This window comes from Nonomuraea sp. NPDC050451 (assembly GCF_044458585.1).
The window spans coordinates 620,106-634,840 of the sequence record NZ_JBITHZ010000001.1; the positions used below are offsets into that span (position 1 = coordinate 620,106).

Annotated in this window: 11 protein-coding genes; all 11 read left to right on the forward strand. The window is 72.8% G+C overall.

Translation table 11 applies throughout. The annotated features are described in order from the left end of the window. Positions 1-117: 117 nt before the first annotated feature. Complete coding sequence (gene mraZ, locus ACIBI9_RS02795; protein ID WP_090930667.1) at positions 118-549, forward strand: division/cell wall cluster transcriptional repressor MraZ; 432 nt, start codon at positions 118-120, stop codon at positions 547-549. A gap of 219 nt (positions 550-768) precedes the next feature. Continuing rightward, the gene (gene rsmH, locus ACIBI9_RS02800) at positions 769-1,734 is read left to right on the forward strand and encodes a 16S rRNA (cytosine(1402)-N(4))-methyltransferase RsmH (RefSeq protein ID WP_397220202.1); all 966 of its coding nucleotides are present in this window, start codon (positions 769-771) and stop codon (positions 1,732-1,734) included. Next, on the forward strand, positions 1,724-2,350 hold the full coding sequence (locus ACIBI9_RS02805; RefSeq protein WP_397220203.1) for a hypothetical protein: 627 nt from the start codon (positions 1,724-1,726) through the stop codon (positions 2,348-2,350). The genes rsmH and ACIBI9_RS02805 overlap by 11 nt, the downstream gene beginning before the upstream one ends. After that, entirely contained in the window at positions 2,347-5,115 is a 2,769-nt protein-coding gene (locus ACIBI9_RS02810) for a penicillin-binding transpeptidase domain-containing protein (RefSeq protein WP_397220204.1), read from the forward strand. Before ACIBI9_RS02805 ends, ACIBI9_RS02810 begins: the two co-directional genes overlap by 4 nt. A gap of 40 nt (positions 5,116-5,155) precedes the next feature. Beyond that, positions 5,156-6,694, forward strand: coding sequence for a UDP-N-acetylmuramoyl-L-alanyl-D-glutamate--2,6-diaminopimelate ligase (locus tag ACIBI9_RS02815; RefSeq protein WP_397220205.1), 1,539 nt, complete (start codon positions 5,156-5,158; stop codon positions 6,692-6,694). Beyond that, positions 6,694-8,520 carry a UDP-N-acetylmuramoyl-tripeptide--D-alanyl-D-alanine ligase gene (gene murF / locus ACIBI9_RS02820; RefSeq protein WP_397220206.1) on the forward strand — a complete coding sequence of 609 codons (1,827 nt, stop codon included), beginning with the start codon at positions 6,694-6,696 and terminating at the stop codon, positions 8,518-8,520. Before ACIBI9_RS02815 ends, murF begins: the two co-directional genes overlap by 1 nt. Further along, on the forward strand, positions 8,517-9,575 hold the full coding sequence (gene mraY, locus ACIBI9_RS02825) for a phospho-N-acetylmuramoyl-pentapeptide-transferase (RefSeq protein WP_394494287.1): 1,059 nt from the start codon (positions 8,517-8,519) through the stop codon (positions 9,573-9,575). The genes murF and mraY overlap by 4 nt, the downstream gene beginning before the upstream one ends. Further along, positions 9,572-10,948 carry a UDP-N-acetylmuramoyl-L-alanine--D-glutamate ligase gene (murD, locus tag ACIBI9_RS02830; RefSeq protein ID WP_397220207.1) on the forward strand — a complete coding sequence of 459 codons (1,377 nt, stop codon included), beginning with the start codon at positions 9,572-9,574 and terminating at the stop codon, positions 10,946-10,948. The genes mraY and murD overlap by 4 nt, the downstream gene beginning before the upstream one ends. Continuing rightward, positions 10,932-12,206 carry a putative lipid II flippase FtsW gene (ftsW, locus tag ACIBI9_RS02835; protein WP_397220208.1) on the forward strand — a complete coding sequence of 425 codons (1,275 nt, stop codon included), beginning with the start codon at positions 10,932-10,934 and terminating at the stop codon, positions 12,204-12,206. Before murD ends, ftsW begins: the two co-directional genes overlap by 17 nt. A gap of 12 nt (positions 12,207-12,218) precedes the next feature. Beyond that, the gene (gene murG, locus ACIBI9_RS02840) at positions 12,219-13,295 is read left to right on the forward strand and encodes an undecaprenyldiphospho-muramoylpentapeptide beta-N-acetylglucosaminyltransferase (RefSeq protein ID WP_397220209.1); all 1,077 of its coding nucleotides are present in this window, start codon (positions 12,219-12,221) and stop codon (positions 13,293-13,295) included. Then, the gene (gene murC / locus ACIBI9_RS02845) at positions 13,292-14,689 is read left to right on the forward strand and encodes a UDP-N-acetylmuramate--L-alanine ligase (protein ID WP_397220210.1); all 1,398 of its coding nucleotides are present in this window, start codon (positions 13,292-13,294) and stop codon (positions 14,687-14,689) included. Before murG ends, murC begins: the two co-directional genes overlap by 4 nt. Positions 14,690-14,735: the final 46 nt, after the last annotated feature.

The window sequence follows — 14,735 nt, forward strand, 5'->3', positions numbered from 1 at the left end:
GATGATGAAGACGGTTCGAATCAGTTGACGGTGGGGAGAAGTGGAGTATGGTGGTGCGCAGTGGAGGGCCCGGTGCGCCAGCGCTGAGCGCTTCACGAGGCACGGGAGGTGGGTCCGGTGTTCCTCGGCACCCATCAACCGCGTCTGGACGACAAGGGACGGCTGTTCCTGCCGGCTAAGTACCGTGAGGAGCTGGCGGAGGGTCTTGTGATCACCAAAGGCCAGGAGCGATGCCTCTACGTCTTTCCCGTGGAGGAGTTCCAGCGCATTACCGAGGCTCTCAGCACCGCCCCGGTCACCGCCAAGGCGGTGCGTGACTACAGCCGCGTCTTCTTCGCCAGTGCGTCCGACGAGAAGCCAGACAAGCAAGGGCGCATCACGATCCCGCAGAGCCTGCGTCAATACGCGGGCTTGGAGCGTGACTGCGTCGTCATCGGGGCCAACACCCGGCTGGAGATCTGGGACGCGCAGGCCTGGGACACCTATCTCAGCGCGCAGGAGCAGGCGTTCGCCGATCTGTCGGAGGAGGTGCTGCCAGGGATCTTGTAGTGACCACGGTCGATCCGTCGGTGCTGTCGTTCGGCGAGGTCTCCACCCGCAACCACTGCCGGTCAGCTGATGCACCTTCCCCGGTGTCAGATGGCAGGCGTCCACGAAGAGGGTGCGGATGGGGACCTGGCCGGGCGGCGCCGGGTGGGGACTCAGAGGTGGCCGACGATCGATCTATACGCGTCATCCGCGGGCAAGGGCGCGAGAGGGGGGTTGGAGATGCAGGACAACGCTGGCACAGGCGGTCACGTTCCGGTGATGCTCGAGCGCGTTCTGGAGCTGCTCGGGCCTGCGCTGGCCGGCAGCGAGCCGGTCGTCGTCGACGCCAACCTCGGCCTCGGTGGCCACTCGGAGGCCCTGCTCGCCGCCTATCCATCACTGCATCTGATCGGGATCGACCGCGACCCTTTCGCGATCGACTTCTCGACTCGCCGGCTGAGCCCGTACGCGGACCGGATCACCCTGGTCCACGCCTCCTCCGGTGACCTGGCCGAGGTGCTCGCCCGCGCGGGCCGCACCACGGTCAACGGAGCCCTGTTCGACCTGGGGGTCTCCTCGCCGCAGCTCGACGAGGCGGAGCGCGGGTTCGCCTATTCCTACGACGCGCCGCTCGACATGCGGATGGACACCGACCAGGAGCTGACGGCGGAGCAGGTGGTCAACACCTACTCCGCCGCGGAGCTGACCCGCATTCTGCGCGACTACGGAGAAGAACGATTCGCTCCGCGTGTCGCGGGCCTGATCATCAAGGAACGGGCCAAAGAGGCCATAACCTCGACTAAGCGGCTTGCGGACATCGTGCGTGAGGCGATTCCCGCCGCGACCCGGCGCACTGGGGGAAACCCCGCCAAGAGGACTTTCCAAGCGCTGCGCATCGAGGTGAACGCGGAGCTGTCCGCCCTGGAGGCGGCGCTGCCCGCGGCGCTCGACGCGCTGGCGCTGGGTGGGCGAGTCGTCGTGCTCTCCTACCACTCGCTCGAGGACCGGCTCACCAAGCAGGCCCTCACGGCGCGAACCAGGGACACCAGCCCCCCCGGGCTGCCCGTCCCGCTGCCGGCTCACCAGCCGAGGTTCCGCCTCCTGACGAGGGGAGCTGAGCTCCCAAGCGAAGAAGAGCTCGCCCGCAACCCGCGGGCGGCCTCGGCCCGGCTACGGGCGGCAGAGAGGATCCGTGTTGACGACTGAGCAGGAGACCGGCCGGGGAGCGCCCGTCCGCCGCGCGACCCCGAAGACGGGCACGCGCCGGCTCGGGGCGCCGCACCAGTCCAAGCCGCGGCCCCGTCCTGACGTCGAGAGCAAGCTGTCGGCGGCCGAGCGGGCGCGCCTCGACCTCGACGGCAAGCGGCCCGGCGCCGAGCGGGAGCGCGCCGACGGCGCCACCCGCGTGCGCCCGGACAGCCGCCCGGGGACCCGCACGGGCGCCGGCACCGTCGGCAGGCGGATCAGCTCGGTGGGTGCGCAGATCAGGCGGCCGGTGCAGCGGCGCCGGCCCGCACGCAGGCAGCGCGCGCCGTTCGTGCTGCTCGTCGTCGGGCTGCTCTGCGGCGGCCTGGTGAGCCTGCTGCTGCTCAACACCATGCTCGCCAAGGACGCCATCACCGACGCCAACCTGCGCGACGAGATCGCGGTGGCGCGTCAGGAGAAGGAGAAGATCGAGCTGGAATACCAGCTCAAGACGCAGCCCGACGTCCTCGCCACGATGGCCGAGAACCAGGGCGAGCACCGTAACTGGGACAACGTCGACAGCTGGAGCGGTGCGGGCGCCGACGGCCAGAGCGGGCAGGCGGACAGGGAACGGTGAGCAACTCAGGCGGCAGGGGACAGGGTCCCGGCCGCGGCGCTGGCGGCGCCGGCTCTCAAGGAGGGCCCGGCGCCGCTCGTCGTACGCCGGGCGGTCCTGGACGGGCGGGGCGGCAGGGCGGCTCCGCTCGTTCTGATGGGGGCCGTACCGAGGGGACGGGCCGCCCGGCGTCGCCGGAGAACCCGCCACGCCAGCCGCGCAAGCGCCCGCCGGACCCTCTCGACCTGCCGTTCGGCCCCGAGGACCCGCCTCGGGGGCGTCCGCCGCGCGAGTCAGGCGACGAGCCGCGCGGCCGTTCCCGCCGCGGCGACGACGCCGACCGCGCCGACCCGGGTGAGTCCGGCCGTCCCCGCTCCGGCGGCAGCCGCCAGAGCGGTCCCGACCGTGCCCGCCGCGACGGCACCCGCCAGAGCGGCCCGTACCGCGCCCGTCCGGGCACCTCGGGGCGCGGCCGCTCGCGCGGCGACGCCGCTGACGGCACCCGCAGGCGCCCCCGCGACGATGACGACCGCCCAAGGGGCGGCGCAGGCCGCAGCCGCGACGAGGACGACCGGCCCAGGAGCGGCTCGGGGCGAGGCCGCGACGAGGACGACCGGCCCAGGAGCGGCGCAGGCCGCAGCCGTGACGATGACGACCGCCCGAGGGGTTCCACGGGACGCAGCCGTGACGATGACGAGCGCCCGAGGAACAGCGCGGGGCGGAGCCGTGACGAGGGCGACCGGCCCAGAGGGCGCGCTCCCCAGGGGCGCGATGACGCCGACCGGCTCCGCGGGCGCGTCCAGGGAGGCGACGAGCGGGCACGCGGCAGGCAGGATGACGACGCGCCGCGCCGCGGCCGGCCGGAGGACGATCTCCGGAGCCGGGCCAGGGAGGACGGCGCGCTGCGGCGTCCCCAGGCGGGCGGCCCCAGGCCGCAGGCCCCCAGGCCGGAGGCGGCCCGTGGCCGTGAGCGGGTGGCCGCGCGCCGCGGCGGGGAGGTGCCCCCGCCCCGAGGGCCGCGCCGTCCGCCGCCGCGCCCGCCCAGGCCGCCGCTGGTGCTGCGGCTGGGCAACCCGCGCAGGCGCATCAACATCGGCCTGATCGGCATGACGTTCGTGCTGTCGATCTTCGCCGGGCGGCTGATCCAGATGCAGGGCCTCGACTCCAAGGTGTACGAGGCCGCGGCGGTGGGCCAGCGCACGCACACCGAGGAGATCCCCGCCAAGCGCGGCTCGATCACCGACGTCAACGGCCACGGCCTGGCCATCACCGTCGAGGCGCGCGAGCTGTCCATCGACCCGTCCAAGGTCACCCCCCAGACCCGGGCCAAGTGGTCCGCCCTGCTGGCCCAGCAGCTCGGCAAGAGCGAGCAGGAGATCGCCGCCAAGCTGGCCAGGACGAACACCCGCTACCAGCGCCTGGCCACGGACGTCGACCCGGTCGTGGCCACCCGCCTGCAGCAGGCCGGCGTGCCCGCGCTGGCGGCGAAGAAGACCTACCGCAGGCTCTACCCGGCGGGCGACCTGGCGGGCAGCCTCATCGGGTTCGTCGGCGACGAGGGCGCCGGGCTGGGCGGCATCGAGCAGGCCAGGAACACCCTGCTGGCCGGCCAGGACGGCGAGCAGCGCGTCGAGACGGGCCGCGACGGCCTGCGCATCCCGATGACCAGCAGCCAGCACACCGCCCCCGTCAACGGCCAGGACGTGCGGCTGACGATCGACCGCGACATCCAGTGGGCCGCCCAGGAGTCGATCGCCGAGCAGGTCGAGAAGGCCGGCGCCGACAGCGGCACCGTGATCGTCATGGACGTGCAGACCGCCCAGATCATCGCCATGGCCAACGCCCCCGAGCTCGACCTGAACAACTGGCGCAAGGCCCCCGCGTCCACGTACGTCAACAAGGCCGCCGCCGACGTGTTCGAGCCCGGCAGCACCAACAAGGTGATCACGGCCGCCGCCGCGATCGAGGCCGGCGCGGTGACGCCCGACACGGTGTTCCAGGTCCCCGACCGGATCAGGTGCGCCGACCAGGTGCTGCGCGACGCGCACGCGCACAAGGCGGAGTCGATGACGTTCCGCCAGGCCGTGGCCGAGTCCAGCAACGTGGCCACGATCATGGCCGCCCGCAAGGTCGGCAGCGAGCGCCTCTACCGGATGCTGAAGGCGTTCGGGTTCGGCACGCGGCCGGGCGGAGGCGTGCCGAGCGCGGAGGCGGGCCTGCTGCCCGACTACAAGAACTGGTCGGGCAGCCAGAGCTGCACCGTCGCCTACGGGCAGGGCGTTTCGGTGACCGCGCTGCAGATGGCCAGCGTCTACCAGACCATCGCCAACGGCGGCGTCAAGATCGAGCCGCGGATCGTGGCCGGCACGACGGACACGTCGGGCAGGTTCGTTCCCGCTCCCGCAGGTAAGCAGACCAGAGTGGTGAGCGCGACGACTGCCAAGGAGATCACGACGATGCTGGAGAGCGCGGTGAGCGCGGAGGGCACGGGACTGCTCGCGGCCATCCCCGGCTACCGGGTGGCGGGCAAGACGGGCACGGCCAACCGCTACGATGCGAAGCTCGGCCGGTACGAGGGCTACACAGCCTCGTTCGTCGGGTTCGCGCCCGCCGACAAGCCCCGGCTGGTGGTGCTGTCGGTGCTGCAGAACCCGAAGAACGGCCACTTCGGCGGGCAGTTGGCGGCCCCCGTGTTCAAGGATGTGATGACGTTCGCCATCAAGAGCAAGAAGATTCCTCCCACAGGCTCCGCCGCGCCGCCGGTGCGGATGCGCGCGGGACAGTGACCAGGGAAGGTACGCTCTCGCCGTGCGTCCCCCGTCGTCTATGCGTCCTACGACCAGCCCGCCCCGCCCGCTGACCGGGCTCGCGACCATGCTCGACGCCGACTCAGGCACGTCGCGGTCGCCTCATGCCGCCCTGACCGGCGTCACCATCGACTCCCGCAACGTCAGGCGCGGAGATCTCTACGTGGCCTTGCCCGGCAACCAGGCCCACGGCGCCGCCTTCGCCGCCGAGGCGATGGCCAAGGGAGCCGTGGCGGTGCTCACCGACCGCGCCGGCCGCGACGAGGCCGTCGCGACCGGGCTGCCGGTGCTGATCGTGCCCGACCCGCGCGCCCTGCTCGGGCAGATCTCCTCCTGGGTGTACGGGCAGCCGGCCCACGACATCCAGGTCCTCGGAGTCACCGGCACCAGCGGCAAGTCCACCACCACGTTCATGATCGAGGCCGGCCTGCGGGCCGCCGGCCACCGGGCCGGCCTGGTGGGCGGCGTCGAGATCCGCGCGGGCGAGGCGCGTTTCCAGCCCACGCTCACCACGCCCGAGGCGCCGCAGCTGCACGGCCTGTTCGCCCTGATGCGGGAGGAAGGCGTCAGCGCGGCCGTCATGGAGGTCTCCAGCCACGCCCTGGCGCTCGGCAGGGTCGACGGGATCTTCTACGACGTCGCCCTGTTCACCAACCTCTCCCAGGACCACCTCGACTTCCACAAGGACTTCGAGGACTACTTCGCGACCAAGGTGCGGCTGTTCCAGCCGGAGCTGAGCCGGGTCGGCGTGACCAACATCGACGACCGCTACGGGCGGGAGCTGCTCGACCTGGCGAAGGTGCCGATGACCACGTACTCGGCGCTGGGCGACCCGGAGGCCGAGTGGCGGGCGCTGGACGCCAGGCTGGGCGCCGACGGCAGCGCGTTCAGGGTCGTGGGGCCCGGCGGGGTCGAGGCGGACGCCCAGATCTCGCTGCCGGGGCCGTTCAACGTCGCCAACGCGCTCGGCGCCATCGTCACGCTCGTCGAGGCCGGGGTGCCGCTGCACACCGCCGTGCACGGCGTGGGCTCGCTCACCGGGGTTCCCGGGCGCATGCAGCGGATCACGGCCGCGGGAGACGAGTTCCAGGCCGTCGTGGACTACTCCCACAAGCCCGGTGCCGTGGAGTCGGTGCTGCGCTCGCTGCGGTCCGTCACGGCGGGCACGCTGACGATCGTGCTCGGCTGCGGCGGCGACCGCGACAAGGGCAAACGGCCTATCATGGGCGAGCTCGCCGCCCAGCTGGCGGATGTGGCCATTTTCACGAGCGACAATCCGCGCTCGGAGGATCCGCTGGCCATTCTCGTGACGATGATGGAGGGAGCGCTCCGCGTTCCGCAGCACGACCGCGCTCATGTGATCATTGAGCCCGACCGCGCGGCCGCCATCGGCCTGGCGATCGCCCGGGCCGGGCAGGGCGACGTGATCGTCGTGGCCGGCAAGGGTCATGAGCAGGGTCAGTACATTTCAGGCGAAGTGATCCCCTTCGACGACCGTGAGGTGGTCGCGGAGGCGATCGCCGCACGCAAGGAAAGCACGGAAAGCAGGAAGCACTGATGATCCCCTTGCCTCTGGCCAGGATCGCCGAGATAACCTCGGGCGCCCTGACGGGCATGGCCGATCCCCGCGCGGTCGTGCGCGGGCCCGTCGTGATCGACTCGCGGGCCGTAGAACCGGGATCGCTGTTCGTGGCCATCAAGGGCGCCCGCGTCGACGGCCACGACTACGCCGCGCAGGCGATCAGGGCCGGAGCCGTCGCCGTGCTGGCCACCAGGCCGGTCGAGGGACCCGCGGTGATCGTGCCCGACGCCGCCGCCGCGCTGGCCGAGCTGGCCACCGCCCAGGCGGCCGCGCTGCCCAAGGTCACCGTGATCGGCGTGACCGGCTCGGCGGGCAAGACCAGCACCAAGGACCTGCTGGCGCGGCTCACCGCCCGTGTCGGGCCCACGATCGCCCCCGTCGGCAGCTTCAACAACGAGCTCGGACACCCGCTGACCGTGCTGCGGGCCGACCTCGACACCCGCTTCATGGTGCTGGAGCTGGCCGCGCGCAACATCGGCCACATCAAGGACCTGACCCGCATCGCGCCGCCGCAGATCGGCGTGGTGCTCAACGTCGGCACCGCGCACCTCGGCGTCTTCGGCGGCAAGGAGGCCATCGCCAAGGCCAAGGGCGAGCTGGTCGAGGCGCTGCCGCGCACCGGCGTGGCCGTGCTGAACGCCGACGACCCGCTGGTGCGGGCCATGGCCTCGCGCACTGACGCGCGGGTCACGTTCTTCGGCCGGGGTGAGTCGGCCTCCATCCGCGCCGAGGGCGTCACGGTCGACGCCCGCGGGCGGGCCTCCTTCACGCTGCGCACGCCCTCGGGGTCCGCGCCCGTGTCGCTCCAGCTGTACGGCGAGCACGCCGTCGACAACGCCCTCGCCGCCGCCGCGGCCGGTTACGAGCTGGGCCTGCCGGTGGCGACCATCGCCGCCGAGCTGTCGCAGGCCACGCCGCTCAGCCGGTGGCGGATGGAGGTCACCGACCGGGCCGACGGGGTGACGGTCGTCAACGACGCGTACAACGCCAATCCCGACTCGATGCGGGCGGCGTTCGCGGCGTTCGAGGTGCTGGGCCGGGGGCGGCGGCGCTTCGCCGTCATCGCGGCGCTGCGCGAGCTGGGCGAGGAAGGGCCCGCGCTCAACGCGGAGCTGGGCCGGCTGGCCGGCGGCTCAGGGCTGGCCGGGCTCATCGTGGCCGGCCCTGACGCGGGTCCGGTGCTGGAAGGGGCGCGCGCCGCCGCGGCGGAGGCCCAGGCGGCCGCTCAGGCGGCCCTGGACGCCCAGGCGGCGGCCCACGCCGCGGCCGGGGTCCCGCAGGCGCCCGTCTCCCACCAGGGCGCGCCTCAGGGCTGGCACGGGCCTTCCCCGGACCAGGGCTGGCACGGGCCGTCTCCCGACCAGGGCCGGCACGGGCCCTCCCCGGACCAGGGCTGGCACGGGCCGTCCCCCGAGCAGGGGGCGCCGCAGCCGGGCTGGCAGGCGCCGGACGCCGGTGGCGTGCCGCCGCAGGGGTGGCAGGCGCCCCCGGTGGGTGGACCTGTGCCCGGACAGCCGCCGGTGGCCGGGCCTCCCATGGGTGGGCCTCCCTTCGGCGGTGCTCCCGCCGGGCCGCACGCGGGCGGTCCTCACATGGGCGGGCCGGTGGCCGGGGCGCCTCCCGGTGGCGGGGCCGCGTATCCTGCGCAGGCGATGCGAATTGTGCACGTGCCCGATGCCGAGGCGGCCGCGGCCGAGCTGGCCGGATGGCTGCGGCCGGGCGACGCGGTGCTGGTGAAGGGACCGAGAGCCATGGGGCTGGAACGGACGGCCGAGCTCGTGCTCGGAGGTGCCGCCCAGTGACCGACATCATCATCGCCGGTGCGGTGGGCCTGATCCTCTCGATGCTGGGCACCCCGCTGGCGATCCGGCTGTTGTCGCGGCGCCGCTACGGCCAGCAGATCCGCGAGGAAGGCCCGTCGGGACACCACGGCAAGCGGGGCACCCCCACCATGGGCGGCATCGTGTTCGTGCTGGCCGCGCTGCTCGCCTACGGCGCCTCCCACCTGGCCACCCTGGCTCCCCCCACCGTGTCGGGCATGCTGGTGCTGTTCCTGATGACGGGGCTCGGCGCGGTCGGCTTCCTCGACGACTTCATCAAGATCTACAAGCAGCGCAGCCTCGGCCTCCGCAGCGGCGCCAAGGCGCTCGGCCAGCTCATCGTCGGCGCCGTCTTCGCGTTCCTGGTGGTCCGCCAGCCCAACGTCTACGGCATCACCCCCGCCGAGACCCGGGTGTCGTTCCTGCGGGACATCGGCCCGTCGATCGGCATCGTCGGGTTCACCATCTGGGTGCTCTTCATGATCGTCGGGTTCTCCAACGCGGTGAACCTCACCGACGGCCTCGACGGCCTGGCCAGCGGCGCGACCGGCGTCGTGCTCGCCGCGTACGTGCTGATCGGCAACTGGCAGCTGCGCAACAACTGCATCGACCAGCTCGGCCCCAACTGCTACTGGGTGCGCGACCCGCTCGACCTGGCCGTGGTGGCCGCGGCCGTGCTCGGGGCGCTGATCGGGTTCCTGTGGTGGAACGCCCCGCCCGCCCGCATCTTCATGGGCGACACCGGCTCGCTGGCCCTGGGCGGCGTGCTGGCCGGCCTGGCCATCGCCACCCGCACCCAGCTTCTCCTGATCATCCTGGCCGGCCTGTGTGTGATCATCACCCTCTCGGTCATCATCCAGGTCGGGTTCTTCAAGATGACCGGGAAACGGGTGTTCAGGATGGCGCCGTTGCAGCACCACTTCGAGCTGAAGGGCTGGGCCGAGACCACGATCGTGGTCAGGTTCTGGCTGATCGCGATGCTCTGCTCGGCCCTCGGGCTCGGGCTGTTCTACGTCGAGTGGATGCCGAAGGCATGAGCGTGACGTGTGTGGCCGGGCTCGGCGTGTCCGGCACCGCCGTGGCGCGGGTGCTGGCCGAGCGCGGCGAGCGCGTCGTGGTCGTGGAGGCGGTGGAGGGCGAGCGCCAGCTCGCCGCCGCGGCCGAGCTGGCCGCGGTCGGCGTGGAGACCCGCTTCGGCGCGATGGAGCTCCCGCAGGGCGCGACCCGCCTGGTCACCACCGGCTGGGCGCCGCACCATCCGCTGATCGCCGCCGCGCTCGAGGCGGGCGTCGAGGTCGTGGGGGAGGTGGAGCTGGCCTGGCGGCTGCGCCCGGCGCAGGCGGCCCCCTGGCTCGCGCTGACCGGCACCAACGGCAAGACCACCGCCGTGCGCATGCTGACCTCGATCCTGCTGGCCGCCGGGCACAAGGCCCTGGCCGTCGGGAACGTGGGCGTCCCCGTGGTGCGGGCCGTCGCCGAGCCGTACGACGCGCTGGCCGTCGAGCTGTCCAGCTTCCAGCTCCACTGGTCCAGCACGCTGGCCCCGCACGCCGCGGCCATCCTCAACGTGGCCCCCGACCACCTCGACTGGCACGGCTCGATGGAGGAGTACGCCGCCGCCAAGGGCCGCATCTTCGAGCGGGCCGCGCACGTGATCTACAACGCCGACGATCCCGAGGCCACGAGGCTGGCCGCCCCCTATCCGGGAGCGGTCGGGTTCACGTTGCGGGTGCCCAAGCGCGGCGAGATCGGCGTCGTGGAGGACCTGCTGGTCGACCGGGCGTTCGTGGCCGATCCCGTGGAGGCGGCCGAGGAGCTGGCGACGCTGGAGGACGTACGGCCCTTCGCGCCCCACAACGTCGCCAACGCGCTGGCCGCCGCCGCCCTGGCCCGCTCGCTCGGCGTCCCGTCGGAGGCGGTGCGCCAGGGGCTGCGCGACTTCGTGCCCGACCCCCACCGGCTCGCCCACGTCGACCGGGTCGGCGAGGTCGACTACATCGACGACTCCAAGGCGACCAACCCGCACGCCGCCGCCGCGGCGCTGGCCTCGTACCCGTCGATCGTGTGGGTCGCGGGCGGGCAGCTCAAGGGAGCGGACGTCGACGACCTGGTGCGCCAGGCGGCCCCCAGACTGCGCGGAGCGGTGCTGCTCGGGGCCGATCGGGCCAGGATCGCCGAAGCCATCGCGCGACACGCGCCGAATGTCCCCGTCGTGGACATCGCCGATCGGGACACTGGTGCGATGGAAAGAGTCGTCACCGAAGCCGCCCGGCTGGCCTCGCCCGGGGACACCGTGCTGCTCTCCCCGGCGGGGGCCTCGCTCGACATGTTCGCCAACTACCCGGCGCGGGGGGAGGCCTTCGCGCGCGCCGTGCGCGAGCTGAGGCTGCGACGTGAGCGCGAGCGCTGAGGAGCCGCGCGCCGTTGAGGGGCCGGGCGGCTGGGCGCGCGAGCAGCTCGGCGCGCTGAAGGAGCTGCTCGACAAGCCGCTGACGACGTACTACCTGATCATCATGTGCAGCGCGCTGCTGCTCGCGCTCGGCCTGATGATGGTGCTGTCGGCCTCCAGCGTCGAGGCGCTGCAGAAGACCGGCAGCCCGTTCTCGTGGTTCTTCAAGCAGTCGCTGTCGGCCGCGGTGGGCCTGCCGGTGATGTGGGCCTGCTCGCGGCTGCCGGTCAAGTTCTTCCGCTGGGCCGGCTACCCCATGATGGCGCTGTCGATCCTGGCGCTGGTCATGGTGCTGTTCATCGGCTCGTCCGAGCTGGGCGCGCAGCGGTGGATCTACATCGGCCCGTTCACTCTCCAGCCGTCCGAGCCGGCCAAGCTCGGGCTCGTGCTGTGGGGGGCCGACCTGCTGGCCCGGCGGGCGCGGCAGGGCCGCATCGAGTGGCGTCAGCTGCTGATCCCGCTCATGCCCGGCACCGCGATCCTGGCCGTCATGGTCATGCTCGGCCGCGACCTGGGCACCACGCTGGTGCTGTTCATGATCTTCCTGGCGCTGCTGTGGGTGGTGGGGGCGCCGATCAAGCTGTTCGGCGGCATCCTGTCGCTGGCGGTGCTCGCCGCGGTCATCATGATCAAGGTGGAGCCGTACCGGATGGCGCGCATCGGGGCCTACCTCAACCCGTGGGCCGACGCGCAGGGCGACGGCTACCAGGCCGTGCAGGGGCAGATCGCGATGGGGTCGGGCAGCTGGTTCGGGCTCGGGCTCGGCAGCAGCCGCCAGAAGTGGAACTGGCTGCCCCACGGCGAGAGCGACTTCATCTTCGCCATCCTCGGCGAGGAGCTCGGGCTGATGGGCACGCTGATGGTGGTGGCGCTGTTCGGACTGCTCGGGTACGCGGGGCTGCGCGTCGCCGTCCGCGTCAACGACGCCTTCACCCGGCTCGCCGCCGCCGCCATGGTGGCCTGGATCGTCGGGCAGGCGACCGTCAACATGGGCGCCGTGCTCGGCGTGCTGCCGATCACCGGCATCCCCCTGCCGCTGGTCTCGTACGGCGGATCCTCGTTGCTGCCCACCCTCGCCGCGCTCGGCATGCTGCTGTCGTTCGCCAAACGAGAGCCGGGTGCGAGGGAGGCCTTGAAAGCTCGTGGCCCCGGACCGGCCGCCCGGGCCCTAAGCTGGCTTGGCCTGGGGGGTACGTCCAGAGGCCGAGTGACACGTTAGGGAGTGACCGAGATGAGGGTGGTCCTCGCCGGTGGGGGGACGGCCGGGCACATCGAGCCCGCGCTCGCCCTTGCGGACGCGCTGCGTCATCTTGACCGGAGCGTCGGCATCACCTGCATGGGCACCGAGCGCGGTTTGGAGACGAGGCTCGTGCCCGCCAGGGGTTACGAGCTGGAGCTGGTGCCGGCCGTGCCGCTGCCAAGGGCGATCACTCCGAGCCTGCTCACCGTGCCGGGCCGGCTGGCCGGGGCGATCAACGCCGCGGCCGGCATACTCGACCGGGTCAAGGCCGATGTCCTCGTGGGCTTCGGCGGCTACGTCGCGACCCCCGCCTACCTGGCGGCCAAGCGGCGCGGCGTGCCGATCGTCGTGCACGAGGCCAACCCCCGCCCCGGGCTGGCCAACCGGCTGGGCGCCCGGCTCACCGATCACGTCTTCACCGGCTTCCCCGACGCCGCGATGCCCAAGGCCGAATACATCGGCACCCCGCTGCGCCGCGAGATCGTCACGCTCGACCGGCTGTCGGCGGGCGACAAGGCGCGCTCCTGGTTCGGGCTGGAGAACGACCGGCCGACGCTGCTGGTCTTCGGCGGCTCGCAGGGCGCCAGGTCGCTCAACCAGGCCGCGCTCGCCGCCGCGCCCGTGCTGCGCAGCGCGGGAGTGCAGGTGCTCCACGTGCTCGGCCCGAACAACACCGTCGACCACGAGCCCCCGCCGGGCGACCCGCAGTACGTGCTGCTGCCCTACGTCGACCGCATGGACGTCGCCTACGCGGCCGCCGACTTCGCGCTGTGCCGCGCCGGCGCGCTGTCGTGCGCGGAGCTGACCGCGGTGGGGCTGCCGGCCGCGTACGTGCCGCTGCCGCACGGCAACGGCGAGCAGGCCATCAACGCCGGGCGCATCGCCCGGGGCGGCGGCGGCCTGATGGTCGACGACGCCCAACTGTCACCCGAATGGATCATCCACAACGTGCTGCCCATCCTGCGTGACCCCGAGCGGGTCGCCGCCATGTCGGAGGCCGCCTCCAGACTTGGCCGGAAGGACGCCGATATCATGCTTGCCCGGAAAGTGTTGGAGATAGCCCGATGAGTCTCGTCAAGCTGGTCGATCCCGTCGCCGTAGCGGAGCTGGGGCGGGTGCACTTCATCGGCATCGGCGGCGCGGGCATGTCGGGCATCGCCCGCATCCTCCTCAAGCGCGGCGTGCGGGTGTCGGGCAGCGACGCCCGCAGCTCCGAGCTGGTCACCGAGCTGCGCGAGCTGGGCGCCACGGTCCACATCGGCCACGCCGCCTCGCACATCAAGGACGTCGACACCGTGGTCGTCTCGACCGCCATCCGCGACTCCAACCCCGAGCTGGGCGAGGCGCTCAAGCAGGGGCTGCGGATCATCCCGCGGGCCGCCGCGCTGGCCTCCGTCATGGCCGGGCGCACCGGCGTGGCCATCGCGGGCACCCACGGCAAGACCACCACCACCTCGATGCTGACCGTGGCCCTGCAGAAGTGCGGCGCCGACCCGTCCTACTGCGTGGGCGGGCAGCTCGTCACCACCGGGCTCGGCGCCGACGAGGGGCAGGGCCAGGTGTTCGTGGCCGAGGCCGACGAGAGCGACGGCTCCTTCCTCATGCTCGCGCCCGACATCGCCGTGGTGACCAACGTCGAGGCCGACCACCTCGACAACTACGGCGACCCGGACGCCGTGCACGCCAGCTTCGCCCGCTTCGCCGAGCGGGTGGGCTCGCTGATGATCGCGTGCGCCGACGACCCGGGCGCGGCCGAGCTGGCGCGCCGGGCGCGCGAGCGGGGGCTGCGGGTCAAGACGTACGGGCTCGAGGGCGAGGACTACCGCGTGAGCGGCGTCAGGCCCGACGGGTTCGGCACGGTCTTCGGCATCGAGGGCAGGGGCGAGGTCCGGCTGGCCGTCCCCGGGGCGCACAACGCGCTCAACGCCACCGCGGTGATCGCCGTGGCCGACGAGCTGGGGCTGCCCTTCGAGGAGATCAGAGAGGGGCTGGGGGCCTTCACGGGGGCCAAGCGGCGCTTCGAGGCCAAGGGCGAGGCCGGTGGCATCGCGGTCTTCGACAGCTACGCGCACCACCCGACCGAGCTCACCGCCGACCTGAAGGCCGCCCGCGACGTGGTCGCCTCCTACTCCGGCGACGGCCGGGTCATCGCGATCTTCCAGCCGCACCTCTACTCGCGCACCCGGTTCTTCGCCGACGAGTTCGGCGCGGCGCTCGGGCTGGCCGACGAGGCCATCGTGCTCGACGTCTACGGGGCCCGCGAGGATCCCGAGCCGGGCGTCTCGGGCGCGATGGTGGCCGGGAAGGTGCCGCTGCCTCCGGAGCGGGTCGCGTACGCGCCCGACCGGGCCCTGGTGCCCGCGATGGTGGCCGAGCGGGCGCGGCCCGGCGACATCGTGCTCACCATGGGCGCGGGCGACGTCACGGAGCTCGGCCCCCAGATCGTGGCCCGCCTCGCCTGAGATCCCGGACGGCGGGCGAGTGGAGGACGTCCGTCCCCGTTGGGGG

What these genes read in the sequence shown, in the direction of transcription:
- rsmH (WP_397220202.1), top strand. Translation starts at nt 769, where the DNA reads ATGCAGGACAACGCTGGCACAGGCGGTCACGTTCCGGTGATGCTCGAG.
- ACIBI9_RS02815 (WP_397220205.1), top strand. Translation starts at nt 5,156, where the DNA reads ATGCGTCCTACGACCAGCCCGCCCCGCCCGCTGACCGGGCTCGCGACC.
- murF (WP_397220206.1), top strand. Translation starts at nt 6,694, where the DNA reads ATGATCCCCTTGCCTCTGGCCAGGATCGCCGAGATAACCTCGGGCGCC.
- murD (WP_397220207.1), top strand. Translation starts at nt 9,572, where the DNA reads ATGAGCGTGACGTGTGTGGCCGGGCTCGGCGTGTCCGGCACCGCCGTG.
- murG (WP_397220209.1), top strand. Translation starts at nt 12,219, where the DNA reads ATGAGGGTGGTCCTCGCCGGTGGGGGGACGGCCGGGCACATCGAGCCC.
- murC (WP_397220210.1), top strand. Translation starts at nt 13,292, where the DNA reads ATGAGTCTCGTCAAGCTGGTCGATCCCGTCGCCGTAGCGGAGCTGGGG.